This window comes from Halorhabdus rudnickae, from assembly GCF_900880625.1.
Lineage (GTDB): Archaea > Halobacteriota > Halobacteria > Halobacteriales > Haloarculaceae > Halorhabdus > Halorhabdus rudnickae.
Genome location: NZ_CAAHFB010000001.1, coordinates 2,200,965 through 2,224,877 on the forward strand (window position 1 = coordinate 2,200,965; position 23,913 = coordinate 2,224,877).

General features: G+C 57.9%; 28 protein-coding genes and 1 tRNA gene. 10 read left to right on the forward strand and 19 right to left on the reverse strand.

The features are described 5' to 3' along the window. Positions 1–254 precede the first annotated feature (254 nt). On the forward strand, positions 255–749 hold the full coding sequence (locus BN2694_RS10975; RefSeq protein ID WP_135665184.1) for a hypothetical protein: 495 nt from the start codon (positions 255–257) through the stop codon (positions 747–749). A 30-nt stretch (positions 750–779) separates the two neighbouring features. On the opposite strand, the gene BN2694_RS10980 is transcribed toward BN2694_RS10975, so the two are convergent. Together BN2694_RS10980 and BN2694_RS10985 are read right to left on the reverse strand one after the other, a co-directional pair. Further along, positions 780–1,079 (reverse strand): hypothetical protein, encoded by a 300-nt coding sequence (locus tag BN2694_RS10980; RefSeq protein ID WP_135665187.1) that lies wholly within the window; start codon positions 1,077–1,079, stop codon positions 780–782. A 19-nt stretch (positions 1,080–1,098) separates the two neighbouring features. Continuing rightward, positions 1,099–1,971, reverse strand: a complete 873-nt coding sequence (locus BN2694_RS10985; RefSeq protein ID WP_135665190.1) for a hypothetical protein — start codon at positions 1,969–1,971, stop codon at positions 1,099–1,101. Positions 1,972–2,232: 261 nt separating this feature from the next. On the opposite strand from BN2694_RS10985, the gene BN2694_RS10990 reads away from it, so the two are divergent. Next, positions 2,233–4,164 (forward strand): DEAD/DEAH box helicase family protein, encoded by a 1,932-nt coding sequence (locus tag BN2694_RS10990; RefSeq protein WP_135665193.1) that lies wholly within the window; start codon positions 2,233–2,235, stop codon positions 4,162–4,164. A gap of 14 nt (positions 4,165–4,178) precedes the next feature. Here BN2694_RS10990 and BN2694_RS10995 read toward each other — a convergent pair whose 3' ends face one another. The 3 genes from BN2694_RS10995 to BN2694_RS11005 form a co-directional block, all read right to left on the reverse strand. Beyond that, the gene (locus BN2694_RS10995; RefSeq protein ID WP_135665196.1) at positions 4,179–4,412 is read right to left on the reverse strand and encodes a hypothetical protein; all 234 of its coding nucleotides are present in this window, start codon (positions 4,410–4,412) and stop codon (positions 4,179–4,181) included. A gap of 159 nt (positions 4,413–4,571) precedes the next feature. Beyond that, positions 4,572–4,970, reverse strand: a complete 399-nt coding sequence (locus tag BN2694_RS11000) for a hypothetical protein (protein WP_135665199.1) — start codon at positions 4,968–4,970, stop codon at positions 4,572–4,574. Further along, the gene (locus BN2694_RS11005) at positions 4,970–5,365 is read right to left on the reverse strand and encodes a hypothetical protein (protein WP_135665202.1); all 396 of its coding nucleotides are present in this window, start codon (positions 5,363–5,365) and stop codon (positions 4,970–4,972) included. The genes BN2694_RS11000 and BN2694_RS11005 overlap by 1 nt, the downstream gene beginning before the upstream one ends. Before the next feature lie 173 nt (positions 5,366–5,538). Here BN2694_RS11005 and BN2694_RS11010 point away from each other — a divergent pair, with 173 nt between their 5' ends. From BN2694_RS11010 to BN2694_RS17155, 3 genes are all read left to right on the forward strand, one after another. Further along, entirely contained in the window at positions 5,539–6,093 is a 555-nt protein-coding gene (locus BN2694_RS11010; protein ID WP_135665204.1) for a hypothetical protein, read from the forward strand. Positions 6,094–6,206: 113 nt separating this feature from the next. Next, positions 6,207–6,392, forward strand: a complete 186-nt coding sequence (locus BN2694_RS17150; RefSeq protein WP_167880014.1) for a DUF2188 domain-containing protein — start codon at positions 6,207–6,209, stop codon at positions 6,390–6,392. 194 nt (positions 6,393–6,586) lie between these two features. Continuing rightward, positions 6,587–6,919 (forward strand): metal-dependent hydrolase, encoded by a 333-nt coding sequence (locus BN2694_RS17155; RefSeq protein ID WP_280176679.1) that lies wholly within the window; start codon positions 6,587–6,589, stop codon positions 6,917–6,919. 77 nt (positions 6,920–6,996) lie between these two features. Here the strand turns inward: BN2694_RS17155 and BN2694_RS11020 are convergent, their stop codons facing one another. Beyond that, a complete protein-coding gene (locus tag BN2694_RS11020; RefSeq protein ID WP_135665210.1) occupies positions 6,997–7,533 on the reverse strand; it encodes a hypothetical protein in 537 nt (178 codons plus the stop codon). A gap of 28 nt (positions 7,534–7,561) precedes the next feature. After that, complete coding sequence (locus BN2694_RS18030; RefSeq protein WP_342210802.1) at positions 7,562–7,807, reverse strand: hypothetical protein; 246 nt, start codon at positions 7,805–7,807, stop codon at positions 7,562–7,564. 393 nt (positions 7,808–8,200) lie between these two features. Here BN2694_RS18030 and BN2694_RS11030 point away from each other — a divergent pair, with 393 nt between their 5' ends. Next, on the forward strand, positions 8,201–9,355 hold the full coding sequence (locus BN2694_RS11030; protein WP_135665213.1) for a Fic family protein: 1,155 nt from the start codon (positions 8,201–8,203) through the stop codon (positions 9,353–9,355). Positions 9,356–9,769: 414 nt separating this feature from the next. On the opposite strand, the gene BN2694_RS17160 is transcribed toward BN2694_RS11030, so the two are convergent. The 9 genes from BN2694_RS17160 to BN2694_RS11070 all read right to left on the reverse strand — a co-directional run bounded on the left by BN2694_RS17160 (position 9,770) and on the right by BN2694_RS11070 (position 16,950). Beyond that, positions 9,770–9,913 (reverse strand): hypothetical protein, encoded by a 144-nt coding sequence (locus BN2694_RS17160; RefSeq protein WP_167880016.1) that lies wholly within the window; start codon positions 9,911–9,913, stop codon positions 9,770–9,772. Positions 9,914–9,973: 60 nt separating this feature from the next. After that, positions 9,974–10,291: a ferredoxin family protein gene (locus BN2694_RS11035; RefSeq protein WP_135665215.1), complete on the reverse strand. Its 318-nt coding sequence runs from the start codon at positions 10,289–10,291 to the stop codon at positions 9,974–9,976. Between the two features lie 2 nt (positions 10,292–10,293). After that, complete coding sequence (locus BN2694_RS11040) at positions 10,294–11,634, reverse strand: FAD-dependent oxidoreductase (RefSeq protein WP_135665575.1); 1,341 nt, start codon at positions 11,632–11,634, stop codon at positions 10,294–10,296. An 80-nt stretch (positions 11,635–11,714) separates the two neighbouring features. After that, positions 11,715–12,761, reverse strand: coding sequence for an electron transfer flavoprotein subunit alpha/FixB family protein (locus BN2694_RS11045; RefSeq protein ID WP_135665217.1), 1,047 nt, complete (start codon positions 12,759–12,761; stop codon positions 11,715–11,717). 1 nt (position 12,762) lies between these two features. Beyond that, positions 12,763–13,542, reverse strand: a complete 780-nt coding sequence (locus BN2694_RS11050; protein ID WP_135665219.1) for an electron transfer flavoprotein subunit beta/FixA family protein — start codon at positions 13,540–13,542, stop codon at positions 12,763–12,765. Between the two features lie 289 nt (positions 13,543–13,831). Then, on the reverse strand, positions 13,832–14,104 hold the full coding sequence (locus BN2694_RS11055; RefSeq protein WP_135665221.1) for a DUF6360 family protein: 273 nt from the start codon (positions 14,102–14,104) through the stop codon (positions 13,832–13,834). Positions 14,105–14,189: 85 nt separating this feature from the next. Next, entirely contained in the window at positions 14,190–14,483 is a 294-nt protein-coding gene (locus tag BN2694_RS11060; RefSeq protein WP_135665223.1) for a GYD domain-containing protein, read from the reverse strand. 161 nt (positions 14,484–14,644) lie between these two features. After that, entirely contained in the window at positions 14,645–16,420 is a 1,776-nt protein-coding gene (locus tag BN2694_RS11065; RefSeq protein ID WP_135665225.1) for a nitrite/sulfite reductase, read from the reverse strand. 89 nt (positions 16,421–16,509) lie between these two features. Beyond that, positions 16,510–16,950, reverse strand: coding sequence for a hypothetical protein (locus BN2694_RS11070; RefSeq protein WP_342210803.1), 441 nt, complete (start codon positions 16,948–16,950; stop codon positions 16,510–16,512). 354 nt (positions 16,951–17,304) lie between these two features. Between BN2694_RS11070 and BN2694_RS11075 the strand changes: the two genes are divergently transcribed. Both BN2694_RS11075 and BN2694_RS11080 read left to right on the forward strand, forming a co-directional pair. Further along, on the forward strand, positions 17,305–18,003 hold the full coding sequence (locus BN2694_RS11075) for a DUF7119 family protein (protein ID WP_135665227.1): 699 nt from the start codon (positions 17,305–17,307) through the stop codon (positions 18,001–18,003). Positions 18,004–18,037: 34 nt separating this feature from the next. Continuing rightward, a tRNA-Lys gene (locus BN2694_RS11080) sits at positions 18,038–18,111 on the forward strand. Here the strand turns inward: BN2694_RS11080 and BN2694_RS11085 are convergent. Continuing rightward, positions 18,093–18,281 carry a hypothetical protein gene (locus BN2694_RS11085; RefSeq protein WP_135665229.1) on the reverse strand — a complete coding sequence of 63 codons (189 nt, stop codon included), beginning with the start codon at positions 18,279–18,281 and terminating at the stop codon, positions 18,093–18,095. The genes BN2694_RS11080 and BN2694_RS11085 overlap by 19 nt on opposite strands. 397 nt (positions 18,282–18,678) lie before the next feature. Between BN2694_RS11085 and BN2694_RS11090 the strand changes: the two genes are divergently transcribed. Then, positions 18,679–19,350 (forward strand): HAD family hydrolase, encoded by a 672-nt coding sequence (locus BN2694_RS11090; protein ID WP_135665231.1) that lies wholly within the window; start codon positions 18,679–18,681, stop codon positions 19,348–19,350. 643 nt (positions 19,351–19,993) lie between these two features. Here the strand turns inward: BN2694_RS11090 and BN2694_RS11095 are convergent. Then, positions 19,994–20,647 (reverse strand): Sjogren's syndrome/scleroderma autoantigen 1 family protein, encoded by a 654-nt coding sequence (locus tag BN2694_RS11095; protein WP_135665233.1) that lies wholly within the window; start codon positions 20,645–20,647, stop codon positions 19,994–19,996. A gap of 181 nt (positions 20,648–20,828) precedes the next feature. Here BN2694_RS11095 and BN2694_RS11100 point away from each other — a divergent pair, with 181 nt between their 5' ends. Then, the gene (locus tag BN2694_RS11100) at positions 20,829–22,406 is read left to right on the forward strand and encodes a uracil-xanthine permease family protein (RefSeq protein ID WP_135665235.1); all 1,578 of its coding nucleotides are present in this window, start codon (positions 20,829–20,831) and stop codon (positions 22,404–22,406) included. Between the two features lie 9 nt (positions 22,407–22,415). Here BN2694_RS11100 and BN2694_RS11105 read toward each other — a convergent pair whose 3' ends face one another. Continuing rightward, the gene (locus tag BN2694_RS11105; RefSeq protein WP_135665237.1) at positions 22,416–23,795 is read right to left on the reverse strand and encodes a sugar porter family MFS transporter; all 1,380 of its coding nucleotides are present in this window, start codon (positions 23,793–23,795) and stop codon (positions 22,416–22,418) included. Positions 23,796–23,913: the final 118 nt, after the last annotated feature.

A 23,913-nucleotide genomic window follows, 5' to 3' on the forward strand; every position in this document is an offset into this window, starting at 1 on the left:
CCGAAGTTGCGATGTCAAACTATCTGCGATAGGTCTCGACCTCGAAGAACAACTGGGAATGCTCTCACGCTGGATAGATCGTAGAATGGGTCAGAGTATACGGAATTACTGCGAAAGCAGCGGTGCTTGCACAAAGAAACGGATTATGGTATTAACAAGACGGAGAGTGCTCTTGTTGTTGTAATAATGGACAGATCAAAGGATATTGGGGGAGGGGAAAGATTTTATACGTTTAGTTGGTCTCGAAACGAGATATGGCAATCCCTTGGGATTTTATGGTATCGATTGCGACACCGGCTTCTGTTTTCGTACTTGCGTACCAATTGAGGCAGAGACACAGGCAATTCAGAACGGAATTTGAAGACAAACTGACGAGTGACTATCGAGACATTGTATACGAGATTCCTGTGGATTCTTTGCTCCAAAATTCCCACTCTGACGGTTATGAGGGTGAACTGAAAGACTACTACCGATATATCGACCTCACCAATGATCAGATTCACATGAGGCAGAACGGTCGTGTAAGTAAATCTACGTGGGAGAACTGGAGAGCGGGGATTGAAACGATTTTTGGTCGGGAAGATTTTGAGGCGGCCTGGAAAGAGATCAAGGAAAGGGCGCCGGACAGTTACAATGAGATTCGAGACTTTGAGGATTCGGAGAAACCAGATGATCCCTATTACTGGGAACACCCTTGGCGTGCTCAGATCCAGGAGTGGTGGTATACTATTCGGAATGACATAATATAGTCCGAGGAAAGCTAATCTCAACTCTTCTAATTAGCCATCCTTATAGAGATTTTCCGGAAGACGGCGCCATACGTATTGATTCACCACGGCCTGCAGTGGAGAAGGGAATGTAACAATAACGCCGGTGAGGAAAGGACCGATTCCGATTCCAAGATAAATCCTAACCGGAACACCCGAATCCCTAGTGATGCCAAGCGAAAATCCTACATAGAACGCGAACAGGACGAATGCCGCGAGAATTAATGTAAACCCACCAATTGCGAGTATTTCAGGAACCGTGTTCGAATATCGCTTCAATAGGCTCCAGAAGTCACAGTAAAACTCTTTCACAGCAGTCAACCACGATCACCTACTCTTCCTCAAGATATGCGATTGCTTCATCAGCTCGAAAACCAGGAATATGGTAGCCTCCTGCCTGATTACTATTGCTCACAAAAGAGAGGTCATTTGCGATTTGACGAACACGCGTATCCGAGACATCAGCTGGTTCACTATACCAGCCTGAAGAGGCTCCTTGGTTCTCAATATTTTCGAGATCAGTAGCCGCAAGACGACCTAGCATTAGTACAATAATTCGCTCGTCTGTAGCTAAATCTTCAAACTCTGCCCCGGGACGAATATCTTCACCAAAGACTTGAACCCTCCCTTCAAGCACTTCAAGAACAGCTTGGCGATCAAAATCATCACGACTAGTTTCCAACTCAGTCAATGGATTACCGTCTGAAACCGGTGCCGAGAGTTCTTCGATGAGATCTCCGACTTCTTCCATATCATCCGTATGGTCCCCATCCCCGTAGACACGCAGTACCTCTGCCAGCATCCAAGAACACATCGCGATTCCTGCCTGTGTGTCTGCATAGTTCACGGGAACTCGAAGGTTAACATGAACTGAATCCCGGTTATTTCGGATATCGTAAGCTGCCCGAATCGTACGAGGGATTTGGAGACGGATACTATCAACCTCATTTAGTCCAATCTGTCCATTAAGACAATCATTGATGAAATCATCCACAGCGGGATGATCTTGTATTCCTTCACCCATTTGATCAAGCAGTATATTTACCATATTTTCACAAAAATTGCCAATGTGTGTACCCGCTTCATCATACTCACCCTCTTGAAGTCGTCCTTGCATCCGTTGATAATGGTCAAGAAGCCGCTCAACAGACTCCTCATGTAGTTCTCCATCTAATAATTCCCGTTGAACGCGTTCAAGACTCATCACACCGGCTAACATAGAGCACCCACTTATAATGCTAGGAGGATAGGCAAGGAGCCAATAGAAGTGAAGTCAGGTTAAAGGTACTGGGGATAGTTGCCATGAAGAAAATAACAATTTATCTACTGCCCATCGGACTTAGGCTACTCACAATCGGATTCGCCTACTCTTCTGAGGGGACGAGCCAAAGAATGTGTCATCGAAATATCTAAGTGTTTGGCACGTAACAGAATCAATTAACGAAGCGGATATCTACCCCAAAGCATGCCCCCAAATACACAGTTTCATATCAAAGAGATTAGGGAAGCAATTGAGGAGGTACACAACGTAAAGCCATTTGTGACGACAGCCGATATTGCTGAACTCGTTGGCTGTACACCTGAAACGGCCCGTCAAAAATTATACCAGCTGACTGAAGAAGGGACCTTGGAAGCTGAACAAGTTGGCGGACGAGCGAAAGTGTGGTACGCTCCCAAGTGGGTATCACTATCGCCAGAAGAGTCTGCCACGAAACAACCAAGCGAGGCAAACAATCAGCAAGAGAATCCTTCCTACTTGGATCCAAAGTCAGATCGAAGTTCTGCCACAAAGCAAACGAAGACAAATGACGAACGTGTTCTTTTCTTCCCTAGCCGACGTGAAGTAGTAGTAGATTCTCCCACTGATAAAAGCCAACGGACACTCGCACAAACAGCACATCTCGTGGATTCTACTGGGGATGGGTATCTCTACAAGATCGACGAGACCGACATTTGGAATGCGCCTTATGACTCCTTCACAAGCCTTCGAGCGGATTTAATCGAGCTTATCGGTGACGATCATTGGGATGGTGGGTTCGAGAGTCGCATCAAAGAGGATTGGGATCGAGCCAATCAGTTTCGTCTGTGTACCCATCCAGACGGATATTCCGTGCTTGAAGCCCAGGATCCTGATGTCTTCGAAAACGTCGCGAAACGAAAACTAGAATATGGTGATCACTATACCGAATTCCTCTCAGACACCGAACTTCGAGTGACACAGGGCGGTGACGCCAAGGTTAAGGAGGCACTGTATGATGCTGGCTATCCGGTCATAGATGAACGCCGATTAGAAGACGGTGCAGAGCTCGAAATCGAACTTGATAGCGGGATTGCATTGCGAGATTACCAACAGGAGTGGGTGGAGCAGTTCGGAGTTCGTCATAGTGGTGTCTTCGTTGGCCCCTCTGGAAGTGGGAAAACCATCGCTGCTCTCGGAACAATGGCGTCAGTCGGTGGTGAGTCCCTCATTATCGTCCCAAACCGCGAACTTGTCCAACAGTGGGAAGACGAACTCACAGAGAAGACGACGTTATCGCGACGTCAAATCGGCCAGTATCACGGTGGCACAAAGCAGATTCGGCCAGTAACGATCGCCACTTACGATACAGCCGCAATGAGTCGTCACCGGAAACTGTTTAACGAGCGCGATTGGGGCCTTGTCATCGCTGATGAATGCCATCATTCGGTGGCTTCAACTTGGAAACGATTTCGGGAGATCCAGTCTAAGGCTCGACTCGGTTTGTCGGCTACCCCCGTTCGGGAAGCGGAGGATCCGAAAGAAATCTACACGCTCATCGGGCCACCAATCGGCACAGATTGGGGTTCGCTCTTTGCTGATGGCTGGGTCGAGAAGCCAGAAGTTGAACTCATCACTGTTCCGTGGGCCAGTGATAGCGCACGTGAACGATATCAGCGTGCTTCGGGTAGCAAGCGTCTCATTGAAGCAGCTCGCAATCCACAAAAAGCCCCAGTCATTGAAACACTAGTCGACGAACATGACGGTCAGAAAACGCTCATTTTCGTCGACTGGATTAAACAAGGAAAGGACCTCGTTTCAGAGTTAAATCTCCCCTTCGTGTACGGAGACACGAACCACGAAGAGCGCGAGCGGATTTATGATCAGTTCAGAGCGGGAGAACTTACGACACTGATCATCTCCCGTGTTGGAGACGAAGGGATCGATCTTCCTGACGCTGAAGTAGCTATCTTGGCTTCAACCATGGGGTCGTCACGTTCTCAAACTGGACAGCGCGCTGGCCGTACCATGCGCCCTCTCGGCGATGCCCAGGTGTATATCGTTCTCACAAAGGGGTCTGGGGAAGAAGATTGGGGGCGTGAAAGCACCCAATATCTTGCTGAGAAGGGCGTAGACGTAACCAAAGTTGATTGGGAATAACTTGATGGATCGAGCTAATCTTCTCCGTCAATAGCGGATTCGATCCGTTCAATTGCGTCACTGAGTCGTTCGACAACAAATTCCTTATTTCCGTCTTCGTTTTCGCGGATGAGACCTTCATCATCAAGATCGCTGAAGTAGCCGCGGATGGTGCTATCGCTAGCATCAATGCGCTCATAAAAATAATCGTACTCAAGTCCGGATGTGGCTTCTTCTGTCGCTTCCGCTATATACTGCCATGCAATCAAGTGAATGAGGATTTTCTCTTTGTTTTCAACTTCCTCAATTCTGTCGTCAATATCAACCGTATTGTCTTCATATATATATCGTAGAGTTCTTTGGCCCGGTCGAATTCGTCTTCCAGAAGGGACTCAGTATCAACGTACATCTCGTCTTGAATACGCTCATCAAGCCCCATCGCTGAGCCCCTCCTCGATTTGTGTTAGACCATCTGCAGTCAGACGATGCGGCTTCGATTGGCCTTTCTCCCCATCGGGCATCGCCCATTCTTTCTCTCGAAGATTGGCCAGAACATCGCTCATGTTCGCTGGCTTTTGGACCCGGCAGGTTCGGTACTCCTCCTCAAGATCAGCACGAGTGAAGTTTTCTTGACCTTGGTATTGCTCAAGATAATACCCGATGGCCAGCGCTCGTTCTACATGTGTGCTTGGATTGATTTGATTCACGAATTCACGTAAACCAGTCACCTCATCAGTCCCTTGTCCATCGTGAATCAGCTGTTCTAGTTCATTGACTCGGCTTTCGAGTTCTTCGACACGGGTTTCGAGGGCTTCGACTTCAGTCATTAGTTTTCCTCCTGTGTGAGATACTGTTTTGCGGTTTCTAGATTATGCGACGGGATTCGATATGACCCATCGTCCGTTTCTGCAATGTTTTCATCATCAAGTCTCCGGACCGCTGGGTAAACGGACCCTTTTTTGATACCACTCTTTTCACTGATTTCCGTCGGGGTCAGCCACTGTTCCTCTTCCATTTCCAGTCCCTCAAGGGCATGCTGGGCGAGGAGAATAACCGATACTTTCTTTGGATTAGTAAGGTCCTCAAACTTCTCCTGAGGGACGATGTTCCCGCTATCATCTCCAATTCGAATGTAGTCAATTAGTGTTTCAGTGAGGAGTACTTCGCTTGCTTCCTCTTCATCAACCAGCAGATCTTGGAAAGTCGATTGTTCTTCTGACATGCTTATCGCTAGTATATATTCTAACCATTTAGATTTACTTGTACTTGAGATAGTTCGGTATATACACCCGGTAGGCTAAAATAGTCAAGGATTGGTCATTCTAAAGAACGGAGTAAAGACAAGTGAAACAAGTCACCAACAAATATATGGGAAGGATATAGTAGCTAGCTAGCATGGCTGAAACAACAGAAGAAATGGCATCGACAGAAACCCTTCATCTCCATGTTTCCGTTGGTGATGTGACGATTGAAGTTGAGGGACCAATTGATGACGCTGAAACTTGGTTTGAAGGCTTAAAAGAAGATTACCTAAACGGCGTTGATTCTGAAGCAGTGGCCGCTGCTGCTACACGATCAACCACGGATGCTACAAATTCTTCAGAAGAAAAACCAGTCTCAGAAAATACCGGAACATCAACCAACAAGTCGAGGTCTTTGCAAGAATATTATAAAATGGCAAATAACCTCACTAAGCGAGACGCTGCACTTATTGTCGGTTGGTACCTTGAATACCAGAGCGATCAGTCGAATTTTACTCGACCAGAGGTCGAAGACCAAGCGCAAGATGCAAAAATCCAATTAGGGGCTAATGTGTCACGGGATCTTTCAAAACAAGTTGAGGAAAGTCATCTACAAAAAGTCGATACCCGGGAGGGAAGTGATGTGTACGAACTCACACTCACTGGGGAAGACTATGTAGAAGATGAGCTACTCTCGCTTGAGGAGTAAATCACATCAGCTATGCTGTGAGCAACGCCACGCGCGTACGTTTCGTTGGCAGGTTTGGTACACCACTACGGTACCCTAGAAAGTTATTAGAATTGCAAGTCTCGGTGCCATACATGACGGAATATCACGTCGTTCCCAGCGGCAACCAGTGGCGCCTCCAGAAAGCGGGTGGATCCGTTGTCTCGAACCACCGGAAGAAGCAGCCGGCCGTCTCCGCTGGGCAGAAGAAAACAAGCTCGGGCGACACACTCGTTATCCACGGATCGGACGGCGCCGTCCAGGACCGCCGGAATTACTAACGCACTGGCATGCACTCGAAAGGCCACATCGGCCTCGGGATGCTATTCTACGCACCCGTCGCGTTCGTGCTGAGCTACTCCGATCTCCTGTCGGTGTTGGCCCTGGGACTGATCTGTGCCGTGTTCTTCAGCTACGCCCCGGACTTCGATATGCAGCTTCCACTGGTCTCGCACCGCGGGGCGCCCACACACTCCTGGCCGGGGCGGTGGCCAGCTGCGTCGTCGCAGCGCTTGCACTCTACAGTGCCGTCAGTGGGACGTATCCGATCGACACGCATGTTGTCGTGCTGGTCGGTGCGACCTTCGGGGGTGCGTTTCTGGGCTTCCTGAGTCACCTCGCAGGGGACGTGATCACGCCGATGGGGATCCGTCCACTCCGACCGTGGTCGAGTACGCGGTACACGCTGGATTTGGTCTACGCGAAAAACGAGTGGGCTAACGAAGCGTTCGCGACGATCGGGGCTGTTGCACTCGTAGCTGCGATCTCCGGTGGGATCATGCTCCGGAATGGGACGCTCTCGTTCTGAGCTGATCGTCGTGTAGGCTCACAGTCTGGCCCAAATGGCACGCGCGCCTGTGCAGGCTCCGAAAAATTCCGGTAGCCCTATTCGGAAATATCCGTCCTGATACGCCGTGCAAACCAATATCCGAGGAGCGCACTTCCAACAAGGGTAACGAGAACGATTGATTCACTCACCCACCATGGAAAAATTGGCTCTATCTCGACCGCTCTGAAAACCCCCACCAACATCGTTGCAATACCAAAGCCACCAGCTCCAATCGATCCGGCTACGATCCAACCAAGATACCGATTACGTGTCCGATATTCGTGCAGCACCATTTGTTTACTCGCCGATTCTGACGGTTTTTTCGTCATCCAAGCAAAAGAAGCTCTACTGAGAGTCATTCCGAAAACTGCCAAAAAGATAGAGAGAGCGACGATCGATACACCACTGATTGTAATTAAATTCCAGCCAACGTCCGACAGGTCTCCGAGCTGAAGGAATCCAGCTACGATCGATAACGAAATAATATTGAATTGGATAATCCGCCCTATATTTTGTGTCTTGTTTTGGAGCCGCTGCTGTAGGAGATTTAATTCGTTTTTTGTATCTACTGGATCCCTACCTGACTCGCCCATCCTGCTGATCCAATAACACTCATCACAATTAGTAGTTGAGGAAAAGGGTACGAATCATCCACTTATGTACTTCTTCGTTCCACGACACCGCAATATTACGATCACGTTCGTTAAGGATCGCTCTCCCGTCCTCAGGTAACCTTTGCCACCCACTCATTCCACGTTTGCCCGCTTCTGGCTTGAGATACGCTGCCCGCTGGAGTTGCGCCACTACGTCTTCGATCCAATCGGGCTCATCGAGATCGTCAAGAAGCCCGTCGCGCCAGGTCGTCACGAGATCGACGTCGCCAGGCCGCGTTACGTCGATACGCCACTTGGAATCGTTCTGGGATTCGATGTCGAACCTGGCGCCGCCGTTCGAGAGCGGATGACGTGTTCGATCTCCACTTTTTCACCCGTGGGCGTTCGCATTGTCGGCGTACAACGAGCAGGTCACGAGAGGAGGAGGCATAATAGCGGCTTGCAATTCCGAAGTCAAGTTAACAGTTACTCGATCTATTTGTCGGTTGACGGAATCCTCGGTGAGTCGGGTACTGTTGGACGGTGGATTTGAGTTAGCGTCCGCCCTCGTGACTATCTCTTCATAAGTGGCGTGGTTCTGCCACAGCTTAATCCTAATTCTAGAGAAGATATTTGAGTTAGGGCCACTTTCGCTTTCCTAATTACAATGTCCACGGATGCACTTCCAGAAGAGGCACCGGGGAAATACGTTCCCTTCGGACAGCGGTCGTACTACCTCCCTGACGAACTCCCGCCAGCGAACGAGATCGAATTCAGCTCCGAATTTCAAGAGACACTCCAGGATGCGATCTACCAGCTAGGTCGTCTGGAGGGGATCAGCGAGGAAACGGACGCCAGCCCGATCGTCTATACGTCACTCGTGCGGCGTGAGGCCGTCGAATCAGTTCTCATCGAAGGGGCAAATATCGAACTCGAGGATCTCTTTCGGCCCGAGGACATCGATCATGGCGAAACGACCAAAGACATCCGCGAGGGCGTAAACTACGAGACGGCCGTTCGGGAGGGGGCCGCTCGTGTCTCTGAGGACGGGGAGATCTCGATCGACTTGCTCGACGACCTTCACGGAACGCTCATGGAGGGCGTCCGTGACGAAGGTGAAAGTGCTGGTACGTTTCGGACGGCACCGGTCCACATCCCCCCACCAGAGCCCCATTTGACGCCGTATATTCCACCCGCTGCCACGCAGGTCCCGGATCTCGTGGCTAATCTCGTCACCTACATCCAGAGCGGTGGCGCTTACCACGACCTCGTTGACCTCGGAATCGTCCACTATCAGTTCGAGACGATTCACCCGTACGGCGACGGAAACGGTCGCCTCGGCCGATTGTTGATCACGCTCCAACTCATCCAGCAGGGCTATCTGACTGAGCCGTACCTCTACCCGAGCGCGTATTTCAACGAGCACAAGATCGAGTATGTCACCCGCATGCGTGCGGTGAGCGAGGAGGGCGCCTGGGAACCATGGCTCCAGTTCTTCGTCGACGGTATCCGTCAGCAGGCGGCGGATGCGATTACGCGAACGAACGAACTACGGGAATTGCGCCGGAAGTACGAGGCACGCTACGGCCACGAAAAGACCGCGAGAGACCGGTTGGCGATGCGGCTCTTTCAGTATCCGTACGTCACGACCAACGAGGTGGAGGCGTTACTCGACGTCTCTCACCAGACCGCACGGAACGCGATAACCGACCTGGAGAACGAGGGCGTACTTCAGGAAACGACTGGGAAAGAGCGCTATCAGGAGTTCAAGGCCGTGGACATCTTCGATATCTTGACCCGGTCGTTCGAGAACACGGAATAAATCTAGATTTGAGTTAGCATCGGAATCGATAGCGTCCCTCTATGAAGAATTGTCGGCCATATCCCGTTATAACTGAGAAACCATCGTTTCATTTTGAGTTAGACCGATTCGCGGCCAGATACTAAACAGATCTCCTGGACTGTTCGTTATCCGATACAGATCGGTTCTGGGTACACGACCTGTCTGTTGCTGGTCTTCCCAATCTTCGTGAGAACTGTTTTTAGGCCCCAAACAAGCACATTTCATCTATTTGGTCATCGTGTCGAGAGCATTTTGCTTGGATCCCGTACTTGTGCTGGATTTCGCTCTACTTCCATACATCCGGATGCCGACTATACCTCCACTCGAACAACACTCTCACGCCACCGCCGGTAGTTCGATCGGCGGCTCGACCGCTGCACCGAGCACTCGATACTACCGGTCGCTGGTTTTCTCTCGATCGCGATCAGACCGTCCTTCCAGCTTGGTGAGCTTTTGCCGGCGCGCTCGCTGGCCGATGGGCATCTGTGGGATTTCTCGATCCGGCGCGTCGGCGTCACCAGGATCGGCCCGTGCCATGCTGCTGAATAGTCCGGAAAGTGATAAAAACCTTCGTGAGCCTAGCCCGTCTCCGACGCGCTATCCGTACTTGTAGGAAACGCCGGACCCGTTCTCGGGGTACTCCCAGACGACGTTGCCGTGCTGGCAGGCCCATCGGCAACTGCCACACTCCAGGCAGTTCTCGTAGGCGATCGTCGGGACGCTGTCGTTGCCCTCCATCCGCCAGACGTTGGCGGGACAGACCGAGACGCAGTCCTGGGTGACGCATTTCTCCTCGCAGATCCCGGGCAGTTTCACGTCGAGGTGGGACTCGCCGGGGTCCTCGTACTTGACCGTGTAGAGGCGGTCCTCGATCGATGGCTGTTCGACGTCGGGGGTTTTGGGGTGTGCACTCATAGTCAGCGGAATAGCTTGCGGTATTTCCAGGCTTTCTTCGCCGCACCGAGGTAACCACCCATCGCACCGACGAGGCGCTTGCGGGCGGATTTCGTGTGGCGGGTCTTCGGTTCGTCGTTCATCCGGAAGTAGTCGGTCTCGGCGTCGGCGAGTGCCTGTGGCAAGTCGTCGAAGAGGAACTTTTTGTCTTCGGCCGCGGCGTCGAGGAACCACCCGTAGTGGTTCAGGTTGTCCATCACCCAGGACGCTTCGAGGGCATCCTCGTAGTCGGCGAGTGCCGCGGCGTCGGTTCGGCCGGTTTCGACCGCGCTGGCGACGGCTTTCCCGGCCTGGTAGCCGCTCTCGACGGCCATGTTTGTGCCTTCCAGATGCAGGCCGTTGTTGAGCACCAGTCCGGCCGCATCGCCAGTGATCACCGCGCCGTCGTGGACGAGGTCGGGCATCGCGTCGGGGCCGCTTTCCGGGATCGCGTGGGCGGAGTACTCGATCATCCGTCCACCCTTGACCAGCGGTGCGACCGCCGGATGGGACTTGAAGTCATCGAGCACGTCGTCGGGGCTCCGCTCGTCGTGGACAGCGTCCTCGATGGAGTAGACGACGCCGATAGCCAGCGTGCGCTTGTTCGTGTAGATGAACCCGCCGCCGACGGCGTCGCCGACCGCACCGTCGCCGAAGTAGTGGATCGCGGCCCCTTCTTCGTCGGTGAGGTGGAAGCGATCCTCGATGGTCTCCCGGTCGTACTTGCGGACCTCCTTTGCGGAGACCGCGACGTCCTTGCGCTGCTGGGGTTCGGCTAGGCCGGCCCCCTCGCTGACCAGCGAGTTGGCCCCCTCCGCGAGGACAACTGTCGGCGCGTGCAGCGTGCCGTCCGGTCGGTCGGTCTCGACACCGGCGATAGCCCCGTCCTCGCGGACGAGATCGGTTACTGTGGTCTCAGTGATCAGCGTCGCCCCGGCCTCGACAGCCTGCTCGGCGAACCACTCGTCGAAGTCCCCGCGCAGGACCATCCAGGAGTCGTTGTGTGGTTCTTCCTTCCAGGCCGCCGGCTGCATCGAGACCTCCGTCGCGTCGCCTTCCTCGGAAAGCATCGAAAAGGTCTTCTCGGCGACGAAGCGCTGCTTCGGCGCATCATCGAAGTCCGTCAGCTCTCGAATGCGAGGCGTGAACAGGATCCCGCCGAAGACGTTCTTCGTTCCAGGGGAGTTACCCCGTTCGAGGATGATGACGTCCAAACCCTCCTCGGCCATCGTCAGTGCGGCAGTGCTCCCTGCGAGACCCGCTCCGACGACGATCGCGTCGAACTCGCCGTCGTAGTTGGGCGTCTCGCTGGTGGGCTGGGGCATCGGTGGCCCCTCGCTGTCCTCGTCTGTCTGCTCGGGTTCCGGTTCGACGCCATTGTTCTCTCCTGATTGGGCGTCGGTACTCATGCTGTGGCCTCCTGGGTGTCGGCTTCGAGATGCTCGCGAAGCAACTCGATCAATTCAGGCAGCACGTCGGCATAATCGGCGACGATCCCGTAGTCGGCGTTCTCGAAGATCGGCGCGTTGGGATCGGTGTTGATCGCGACGACAGTCTCGGAGTCGTCCATCCCCTCGACGTGCTGGATCGCGCCGGAAATGCCGACGGCGATATAGAGCTTCGGTCGGACAGTCTTGCCGGTCTGTCCGACCTGGCGAGCGGGTTCGATCCAGCCCTCCTCGACGGCCTCCCGCGTCGCCGCGACTTCGCCGCCGAGCAGGTCGGCGAGTTCCCAGACGGGATCGAAGTCACCCTCCAGACCCATGCCACCGGCGACGATGATCTCGGCGTCTGTGATGTCCGCGACGTCACCGACCTCGCGTTCGAGGACCTCCGTCATCGTCTCGTCTTCACTCACCACGACCTCGACGTCCTCGATCTCCCCCTCGCGACTCTCGTCGGGGCCGGGCGTGTCGAAGACGCCCGGCCGGACGGTGGACATTTGCGGGCGGTGGCTCGGGCAGATGATCGTCGCCAGGGCGTCCCCGCCGAAGGCCGGCCGGCGCATCTCGTAGCGCTCGTCGGTGATCTCTAGCTCTGTCGTGTCGGCCGTGAGCCCGGCGTGAGTCGGGACGGCGACGCGGCCGGCGAAGTCCCGACCAGTGTGAGTCCCGCCGATCAGTGCGATGTCCGGCTTGCGCTCCTCGACGAGGTGGCGGAACTGCTTGCCGTAGGGGTCGGCTCGGTAGGGCTCGAAGATCGGATCGTCGGCAATCAAGACGCGATCTGCGCCGCGGGCGATCGCTTCCTGCGGGATCCCCGTCTCGTGAATGTCCTCGCCCATGACAAGTGCGACCAGATCCTCATCCTTCTGGTCGGCGAGTTCGCGACCCTTGGCGAGTAGCTCCCAGGCGACCTTCGCGACCTCGCTGTCGTGCTGTTCGACGAACACCCAGACGTCGCTGTGGGCCTCGATGTCGGCGGCGTTGTCCGATTGGGCACCGGCAGCCATCTCAGAGCACCTCCACGATGCGATCAGCCAGGTCCTCGACGTCGTCGACGGTCTCCTGTTCGCGCGGGACTGGTTCGGCAGTGGCCATCCCGCCGACCTGGGTCGGCGAGACTGCGAGGCCGACTTCGTCTTCGACACCGATATCGGCCGCCGACCACTCGACCGGCTCGAAGTCGGTCTCGGCGTAGATCTTTCGGTGAAGGCCGGCAGTCCGAGGCTCGTTCTCGCCGAACTCCATGGCGACGACGACGGGCAACTCGGCGGCGACCCGCTCGTAGCCCCCCTCGATGTCGCGTTTCGCGATCAGCCGATCTTCGTCGGGCCGGGGTTCGATGGCCTCGGTGTAGGTGAGTTGCGCCCAGCCGTTGTGGGCGGCGATGCCCGGCGGGACCTGGCCGGTCGAGGAGTCGGTCGTCTCCTCGCCGCCGAAGACCACGTCGGCGTCGAGTTCCTCGACCGCCCGTGCCAGCGCCAGACCCGTCGGCCAGGTATCGCTGCCGCCAAAGGCGCGATCGGTCAGCAACACGGCGTCGTCGGCACCCATGCCGACAGCCGCTCGAAGTACTTCCTGGGCGCTCGGTGGCCCCATCGTGAGTGCCGTGACTGTGCCACCGACTTCGTCCCGGACTTCCAGGGCCGCCTCGACGGCGTTGTAGTCCGGTGCGTTCATCACCGCGTCGGCGTCAGCCCGATTGAGTGTTCCTGTGTCGGGATCGATCGACACCTCTGCGGCATCAGGTACCTGCTTGACACAGACGACGATGTTCCAGCCGTCGCTCATCGCTACTTTAACCCCCTATATAGTGGCATTGACGTTCGGTTCACATCGGAAGAACTGTTCTTAACGATAGTAAATGACAGCGCTATTCCCAAGGCGTGAAAAACAGTCTTTGCCCGAATACGAGATGCATCACGCCATCAATTTCTCACATACGAGATGCATCCCGGTCTTTTTGTTCACATATGTTGGATGCATCCTTGGATTGAATCCCCGTATATTGGGGGCTCACTCGTCCGAGGGAATCCGGGTCTGTGGTCTTCGAGTTCCGCTGCGTGCTCGCGCAGTTCCCCTATTGTTCGAGTTCCGCCGCGTGCTTGCGCAGTTCCGTCGCGAGTTCCCGGGCCTGCTCGGCCGACAGTTCGACCGTCTCGGCGTGGGCTGGGAGTTCGTCGGTCTCGGTGTTGTCGAGTTCGAGTTCGAGCCTGACGTGATCGGGCGCTGTCCGGTCGGTCGTGACGTTCAGGACGGCCGGTGCCATCGCCTCGAAGCCGTGGCCCTCGACGCGGGCAGAGAGGAGGTCGAAGGTCGTGTACGCGTTGACTGTGAGGATGCGATCGGCCATACGCGGACTGACGGCCGGGCGGACTTAGCCGTGTCGTCCGTGCGAAGAACGGAGAAGGGGAGACGGTCGAACTCAGCAGGGACGCTTACGAGATGTCGTCGACGACGTCTCTGAACTGCTCCTCGCTAAAGCCCCGAAGCGTCTCTGTCCGGACGTTGCCCCCTTTCCCGAGGATCAGCGCATACTCTGCGGCGGTCTCATCATCCGGGAACTCGGCGATCGCGACCCCGTCGTACTGGCCCATCGTAATGTAGAAGTCCTTGAACTCTCCACCGAGATCGGCAACGAGGTCCCTGTGGGCCTCGACGCGGTCCGGGCTCGATTCCACTGTCGAAATCCCCTGCTCCGTGTACTCAAGCAGGGTCACGTACGTTGGCATTGGTGGTCACTCCCTGGCAGTTGCGCCCCCGACTGGCCACGCCGGACACCCCTCTTCGATAGGCGCATGTTTACCGTTGACACGCCATGCCCATAAGTATCGGCCCGACAGCCCGTACTGGCACTTCTATCCGATCGGCCGGCCGAGCAGACTGGTTCCGATCAGTCGTCGGCCGGCAGGGAGTTACCGGCGCCGTCGGTCGGCGCGGGCGAAGCGTCCATGTCGTCTTCCGCTGCGTAGGGATACCAGGTCTTCTTCGTGTTATGCATATAGGGGTCCTCGTAATCAGTCTCTTCGGGGTCGAGCAGGTCGGCGAGTTCGTCCTCGTCGCGGGCCTCGACGAACTCCCGGAACGTCTCGCCGTCCGCCCGACGGTCCGCGAAGGTCTCGATCAGGTTGGCGATCGCGCCCGGCACCTCATCGGCGGGGACGCGCATCGCGATCCAGTCGGCAAAGCGCGGGTCCTCGCCAAGGCCGCCGCCCAGGCCGACGTCGAAGGCCTCGACCGGATCGCCGTCTTTGCGGGTCTTCATCCCGCGCAAGGAGACGTCCGCGATCTGGGGCTGGGCACACGAGGCCGTACATCCAGAGAGGTGAATGTGGAACTCCTCGTGATCCTCTGGGAGCTCAACGTTTTCTTTCAGCCAGCGGGCGTACCGGACCTGGCGGTTCTTCGTCTCGACGATCGACAGCGAGCAGAACTCCGTTCCCGTACAGGCGATCGACCCACGCATGAACGGCGAGGGGTCCGGCGAATAATCCTCCAGCAGGGGTTCGTCCAGTAGCGGGTCGAGGTTATCTTCGGGGACGTCGGTGAGGATGATATTCTGCCGTTGGGTCAGTCGCACCTCGCCGCTGCCGTATTCGTCGGCGAGGTCGGCCAGTTCGAGGACATCCTCGGCACCCATCCGCCCGACGAGGACGTTCAACCCGACGTAGTAGTTCCCGTCGACCTGCTCGTGGACGCCGACGTGATCGTTGTGACCGTCCTGGGTCCCAGTGTTGTAGGTGTACTCCTCGCGGAGATCTTCGCCCGCGCTGTGGAGGTCGATGTCCACGAAATCTTCCTGGAGGACCGAGCGGATCTTCTCGGTTCCCCACTCGTCGACGAGGAACTTGATGCGGGCGTTGTAGCGGTTCTCGCGGTCGCCGTGCTCCCGAAAGAGCGAGGAGAGGCCCCCAGCAACCGCGTCGGCGTTCTCCGGTCGAACGAAGACGTCGATGTCTCGGGCCAGGCGGGGTTCCTTCCGTGAGAGGCCGCCGCCGACCCGGACGTTGAATCCTGTGACTGTTTCGCCGTCTATCTCCTTTCGTGCCGGCTCGAGGGCGAGATCGTTGATGTCACCCTGGCCACAGCCTTCCGTACAGCCGGTCACGGAGACCTTCCACTTCCGGGGGAGGTTCGTGTGGTCTTCGTTCCCTTTGAACGTGTCGTGGAGATCCCGGGCAATCGGCCAGGCGTCGATCAGTTCGTGGCTGTCCTTGCCGGCGACCGGACAGCCGACGATGTTCCGCCAGGAGTCCCCGCAGGCCTGTTGGGTCGAGAGACCGTTGTCCTCCAGTTTCTCGAAGATTTCGGGGACGTCTTCGAGTTTGATCCAGTGCAGTTGAATCGACTGACGGGTTGTCCAGTCACAGTAGGCTCCACCGAACTCGGGGTTCTCGGCGGGTCCAGTCGCATATTCCTTTGCGATCTCGCCGACGACTTCGAGCTGTCCCGGCTCGATGACGCCGTTGGGCGTCCCGATGCGCATCATGAAGTAGCTCTCCTGGCCGGCCCGCTGGTGGTACAGCCCCCACCATTTGAAGCGCTCGAACCAGGCGTCGTGTTCGTCTTCTGGGATAGCCTCCCAGCCCTCCTCCGCGAACTCCATGAGGTGCTCGCGGATCTCCTCGCCGTAGACTTCGTCTTTCCAGCGTTCCACGTCAGTCGGCATATATCCGTTCCTGGGTCCGACCACGTATACGCCCGCGTGTCTCGTCAAGCTTCCCGCCCTCTCCCCGGAAGCGGATGATATTGCCTGCTTCAAACCTGTGGCGTGCGAACGTCCCCCGGGGCAAGTGGCGCGAACCGGCGGTCCGGACCGACGATCCGGCCGACTGGGTGCCACCCTGCGACCGCACTCGCCCCACAGGTCACACACTGGCCGGCCGCCCGAACGAGCACCGTCCGATCCACCACGTCGACTTCGACGAACCCTTCGACGAGGAAATCCGCCATCTGACAGTCACAGACGCCGTGGTCGAGAAGCCGCCAGAGTTCACTCACCGAGACGACACGCTGGTCGTCGACGCTGATCCACGCTCCATCGTCGAGGATCCGGACGGCAGTCACCATTACCTCCGCCACGGGACTCGTCCCCGAGTAGGCGTCGGCCCGGACAAGTCTCGCCGTCACTCGACGCTCGGGGCGCCGATCGCTCGCCGGACCTGGACGGTTCTCCAGCCGTCTTCCTCGGGAGTCCATGACACGACTGCGTCAGCAGTCGCGGCAAGAATCACTCCTACGCGGGAGTTCGGGTAGTCATTACCCGTGTGAGCGGCCTTTTGAGGGTGTGTCCAGTAGAGACGGGTGATGATTGACAGCGCAGACGGCGCCGTCCAGACGCCTGCTGCAGTCGCGGTGACTGGCGGGTCGAACGGAGGGAGAATCGATGAGTGACGCCGAGTCAGCGGAGACCGATCACCTCGACAACGTCGAAGACGGGTGTGGGTGTGCCGAAGTCTGGGAGCACCTCTCAGAGGAACGCGAACAGGACGCTGCGGGCGACTGATCTTCGACCGGACGTTTTTACCTACGCATCACAACTCTGGGTCACACATGAGTGACGAGCCGGAGCGGGCCGGGCTTCCGACTGATCGGGAGTCGCCGGTGGGACAGCCGGTGATCCGGGGAGACCCGGAGGCGACCGGCGAACACGCTGATCGTGCAGTAGCCTTCGATCCGGATGATCCCGACAGTCTCACGGAGGCTGCCGAGACCGTCCGTTCGTTCGCCGAGGACACCGCTGGGGACGAGGACAGCGTCTACATGCTGCGTGGCGCGGCGGCGTGTGCGGCACTCGTCCGCGGTGAGGGTTCTTATAAGGCAGCCGCCGAGCGGGCGGGTGGCTCCGCGACGGTGTCGTTCATCCGCAAGTGGTCACGGGTCCACGATCTGCCGCGGTCGATCCGTCGCCACGTTGCCAAGGGTGAGATAGCCCCCACGGCGGCGAAACATATCGCCCGCGTCGGCGGGACGTCTAGGTTCTTGCTGGCGTTTGCGGCTCTGGATCACGGGCTGACTGTCAGAGAAGTGCGGTCGCTCGCCAGTGAGATCAACGACGGAGCCGAGCCCGTCTCGGCGCTTTCCAGTGCCGGCTACCCTCTCGGTGAAATCACTGTCACACTCCCAATTGATGCGTACTGTGAACTCCGTCGGCGCGCTTCTCTGGAGGACAAATCGCCCGGAGTATTGATCGCTGCGGCGCTCTCCGAGCACTACGACGCCGTTGGCGACCCCGACCATCGACAACCGTAAGGACTTAGCCGGGGACTCCCCCAAACTTCGGTGAGGGCCGGTAGCTCAGTCAGGCAGAGCGTCTGGCTTTTAACCAGACGGTCATGGGTTCAATTCCCATCCGGCCCGCTCTCGTGGCGCTCGCAAATCGCGAGCGCCTGCTGTGCGTTGCCGGTGGGAATTGAATCAGAGAGTGGGAGGTGAGCGAGCGGTGCGAGGTCGCGAAGCGACCTCGAAAAGCCGAACGGCGTAGCCGTGAGGTAGCGAGCGAACGGGAACGACCGTGGTTCAATTCCCATCCGGCCCGTAGCATTTTGCTGCGAGCAATTCGCGAGCAACAAATGCGCGACGATGGGAATTGAAGCCGGGAAGTCGCAGCCCCGGAAACGCAGCGAACAATGTGAACGAGTATCCCGGAACGTCTTCACTCGGTTCAATTCCCCTCCGGCCCGTGAGACTTCTGCGAGCGTCAGCGAGCGCCTGCTGTGCGTGACCGATGAGAATTGAATCACGCGAGTTGCAGCCCGTGCAAGCGAGCACAGCGAGCCGAACCGGACCATCTCGCCATCGGGTTCAATTCCCATCCGGCCCGTGGGATTTCTGCGGGCTCAGTCTGTCCGTTGTAATTCTAGTCTCGCCAGGATGAACCAGCTTTCACAACACCTACTGTCGTCGCGGACGCATTGAAACCCATCCGTGTACGACGCGATCGTGTTCGACTTGGATGGGGTGTTGCTCACCGGCTATCACACGGCACCGGCCGTCTATCGACAGGCGACCGTCACAGCGCTAGCCGACTTTGACGCCGCGACCAACGAACCACCGGCCGAACTAGTCATGCCGGACGATGTAGCCACGATCCGCCGGTTATGTGAACGGTTTGATGTTCCGGCTGCATCCTACTGGGGGTATCGTGAACACGCAGCCACGGAGCTAGAAAACGACTGGATCCGCGAGGGAGAACGCGAGCCCTTCCCGGACGTCGATGTTCTCGAGACGTTGGCGGAGTCTGGCGAACTGGCGATCGCCAGCAACAACCGCCACGGCACCGTCCGGTTTGTCCGAGACTATTTCCCGTGGGGCGATCACTTCGAGGCTGCTTACGGTCGAGCGCCGACGCTCCCGGGGTATGATCGGATGAAGCCCGACCCACACTACCTACAGACTGCCCTGGACGCGCTGGGCGTCAAACCGGGCAACGCCCTGTTCGTCGGCGATCGACTCTCGGACGTCGAGACGGCCGATCGAGCCGGCGCCGACTCGGCGCTACTGGTCAGAGAGGGTGATCGACCGGAGGGAGATCCGGAACCGACATTCGAGATCGAATCACTCGAAGGCCTGCTTGCGGTCGAACCGCCGACGGAGTGAGCGCGGGTCTCGCCGACTGGGACTCGTATCGAGAACGCGGTTCCAAAGCGCGACTCGCCCAGGTTCAGTCCTTGGAGGGTATCAACCATCACGATGCCGATGACGACTACATCGCCCCTCTTGGATCTCGACGGACATCCCCTTTAACACCAGCAAGATGGGAAACTGAACACGAGCGAATCTAGGAGCAATCCCAGTGGCTCTCCATTTCGCCGTGGTTCGTCGCGCTGATGACGACCGCGGCGATGATAAATAGCTCGAAGCACAGCCCTCGGAGCCGAATGTCGGCCCGCCCGAGTTCGCCAGAATACCGCCGAAATCCGTGCTGATCCCCCTTTTGGGGTTCTGTAATCCACGGAGTCGACTGTCTTGTTTGACTTATCTCTCTGCTCGCTTCTGGACACCACCGCGTCTTACTGGGCTTTGCGTTGCCCACACCGTTGTCTCCGACAGTGCTCTGATTTCGCCTTCTTGCAGTGAGACACCCCCCAATCATGTCAAATCTCTACTTGTGTGCGGTTTTACTATATATCCAAACTACTTGATACGGCCGAAACTATGGCCAGATGATAGAAAAATCGATCCGCCTGATCGCGACTGTTTGGGCGTCGAGTTCCGGAAGGTCGACCGTGGATCGACGCGGTTATCGGATCTTGTCGATCGCGGCGAGAGTGTCGGCGGCCTCGCGGGCTGCTTCGAGTGCGTCACGGGCGCGCCGCGGATCGTCGGTCGATTCGGCCTGCCGGGCGAACGAGAGGAGAGTCCGCTGTAGCGAGTTGCGAGCATCTTCCAGACTACCTGTGGTCTCGCGCCCGTCCCGAGGCGAATCCGCTCCGCCTTCGGGCTCGACCGCCGGCACCTCGACCCGCCCGGCGGTAGACGGGACGGTCGCGTTGTCTCCCGTTTCGGATTTCTCTCGTCCGCTGGCGGTCGTCGGCGCTCTCCCGGAGTTAGCGTTGTCGATCGCTGCGCCCGCATCTGCGGATAACTGTTCTGTCCCTGATTCTGCGTCGCTTCGTTCCTCGTTAGATGCTCCGGCCGGAGATTCGGCTCCGGAGTCGTCTTCACTGGGCTCCTCGGTGTCTTCGGGGTCGACTTCTTGCTTGCAGGTCGGGCAGAACGTCTGGCCGTCGTACCGGAAGATGGGGTCGCCACACTCCTCACAGTGGGCGTCGGTCATCGTTGCGCCCTTCAAGAGGAGTTCGCTCATGTGCTCGGTCGCCTCGCGCTTCTGTTGTTCGCGTTCGTACTGCTCGCGCAGTCGTTCGCGCTCGGCTTCCTCGTCGAAGTCGCTCATATGTGTCACTAGGGACAGTCGACGGGCATAGACGTTGCGACCCGTGACGCTCGATCCGCTGGCCCACGGGCACGCTATCGGGCGTCGGACGGGTGCCCATCCGTCCAGTGTGCCAACCCGCTCGAAAGAAGTGCGCGTTTCGATGGCTTTTCAATCTCGTTCCGACAGGTGGGCCCCAGGCATGGATGAAACCGAGAAGGCGGACGACCGCGACGCACTCGTGGAGTATGGAATCGACGACCGCCCGCCGCTTTCCCGCTCGATCCTGCTGGGAGTCCAGCACTACTTGACGATGATCGGGGCGAACATCGCCGTCCCGCTCATCCTGGCGGACTTGATGGGGATGCCCGCCGACGTGACCGCGAAGTTCGTCGGCACCTTCTTCGTCGTCAGCGGGATCGCGACGCTGGCACAGACCACGGTCGGTAACCGCTACCCGATCATCCAGGGCGCACCGTTCTCGATGCTGGCGCCCGCGATTGCCATCGTCACCACCGAGGTGACTATCCAGGGGCTCCCCTCCTGGAACGCCAAACTGCTCTTCCTCCAGGGGGCGATCATCAGCGCCGCCCTCGTCGAGGTGGCTATCGGATACTTCGGACTTGTGGGGAAGATCCGGGAGTATCTTTCGCCGGTCGTCGTCGCACCGGTGGTCGCGCTGATCGGTCTGTCGCTGTTCTCGGCCGGCGACATCACCTCGGCGACGAACAACTGGTATCTGCTCGGGCTGACGCTGCTGTTGATCGTCGTCTTCTCGCAATACCTCGATCGGGTCTCCCGCGTGTTCGATCTGTTCCCGATCCTGCTGGGCATCGCCGGTGCGTGGCTCGTCGCCGCGGTCGGATCGGCTACCGGAGTCATTCCCGCGGGCGATCCTGCGTATCTCGACTTCGGCGAACTCACGACCGAGACACTCGTCTACGTCCCCTACCCTCTCCAGTGGGGGATGCCCGAGTTCCGGACCTCCTTCGCGATCGGGATGTTCGCGGGCGTTCTCGCTTCGATCATCGAGTCCTTCGCGGACTACCACGCCGTTGCCCGCATCTCGGGTGTTGGCGCGCCCTCGAAGCGACGCATCAACCACGGCATCGGCATGGAGGGGCTAGCCAACGTCTTCTCCGGATTGATGGGCACCGGCGGCTCGACGTCCTATTCGGAGAATATCGGCGCCATCGGACTGACTGGCGTCGCCTCCCGGTTCGTCGTCCAGATCGGCGCGATCGCGATGCTGATCGTCGGCGTGATTCCACTCTTTGGCCGCGTGATCGCGACCATCCCGGGACCGATCGTCGGCGGACTCTACATCGCTATGTTCGGCCAGATCGTCGCTGTCGGGCTCTCGAATCTGAAGTACGTCGATCTCGACTCCTCGCGGAACCTCTTCATCATCGGGATCGCCCTGTTTGCGGGCATGGCCATCCCGGCCTACATCGGCAACGTTGACGCTGCGGCGGCCGAGATGGACGCTGTCGCGAGCGGATTCGAACTGTTCCGCCAGGGCCTGACGGACGTGCCCTTCGTCGGCTCCCTGCTCGGTACCGAAGTCGTCGCCCAGACGCTGTACATCGTCGGTGACGTTCAGATGGCCGTCGGTGGGATGGTGGCATTCGCCTTGGACAACACCGTGCCGGGTACCCGCGAGGAACGCGGGCTGGCCGACTGGGCGGCGATCACCGAGAGCGACGACCAGTTCTCTTCGGCTGTCGAACGGGTATCAGAGCGCCTGGGGGGCGACCAGCCGCCGTTCTCGGGCGACTGAATCTCGCGATCAGTCGCCGACGCCGATGTTCTCACGCAGGTCGTTCTCGATGGCTTCGAGCGTCCGTCCTTTCGTCTCGGGGACTAACCCGTAGGTGAACACGAACGCGACCGCGCTGAAGACGCCGAACAGCCAGAACGTCGACGAGGGGCCGATGTTCGCCGTCAGGATCGGGAACGACAGTGCGACGGCGAGGTTGGCGAGCCAGTTGGTGACCGTCGCGACCCCTTCTGCTGACCCACGGACCGCCAGTGGGTAGATCTCCGAGATGAGCAGCCAGAAGACCGGCCCTAGGCCGATGGCGAAAAAGGAAATATAAAGCATGAGACAGATAGTCGCAGTGATACTGAGGACACCCGACAGCCCAGGGAGGTAGAAGACGACGCCCAGGATCGCGAGCGTGACGGTCATGCCGGCGGTCCCGACCAGCAGGAGTGCCCGTCGGCCGACGCGGTCGATGTAGGCGATCGCGACGACGGTCATCGCCACGTTGACGACGCCGATCCCGACGGTCGCGAGGATCGAGGCCGCGCTACCGAACCCGGTCGACTCCAGGATCGTCGGCGCGTAGTACATCACCGCGTTGATGCCGGTGATCTGCTGGAGGATCGCCAGCCCGATCCCGACGACCAGCGCGGGGCGAAGCCACGGTTCGAGCAGCCTCTTGAGACTCGTCCCGGACTCGCGCTCGACGGTCTCTTTGATCTCTCCGAGTTCTTCTTCGATGTCGCCCTGTCGCGTCCGACGGAGCACCGCCCGTGCGCGATCGGGTTTCCCGTGGCTGTAGAGCCACCGCGGGCTCTCGGGCATCTTCAGGACGCCGATGCCGAGGATCACAGCGGGGATCATTCCGGTCCCGAGCATCCAGCGCCAGGCGCCGCTCCCGGAGAAGGCGTAGTTCACGAAGTACGAGGCCAGGATCCCGATGGTGACCATCAGCTGGTGCATCGAAGTGAGCCCACCGCGGATCCGCGGCGGGGCGATCTCGGAGATGTACAGCGGCCCGACGACCGACGCGAAGCCGATCGCGAGGCCGTCGATTAGTCGGCCCGCCACCAGGACCGGCACCGTCGGCGCGACGGCCATCAGGAACGACCCGACGAAGAACACCCCGGCCGACAACATGATCAGCCGTCTCCGTCCGACCCGATCGGCCAGCCGGCCGCCCAGGGCCGCCCCGGTCGCGGCACCCGCCATCGCCCCGCTGACGACGATCCCCTCAACCAGCGGCGACATACTGAAGGTGTCGTTGATGAACAAGATCGCCCCGGAGATGATGCCGGTGTCGAAGCCGAACAACAGCCCGTTCAGCGCGGCCATCGCCGAGACCAGGTAGACGAACCGATCACCGTCACCACTCAATACGCCACTTTCAACAGTTGTAGACATTCGTTCGAGTGTCGCTAATTAGGACGGAAAAACGCTCCGGAGATTCCCGACAAATACTACGGGAAACAATTCTTGGGGACTTCTATACGACAAAAACATCAAAAAATAACTTTGTATA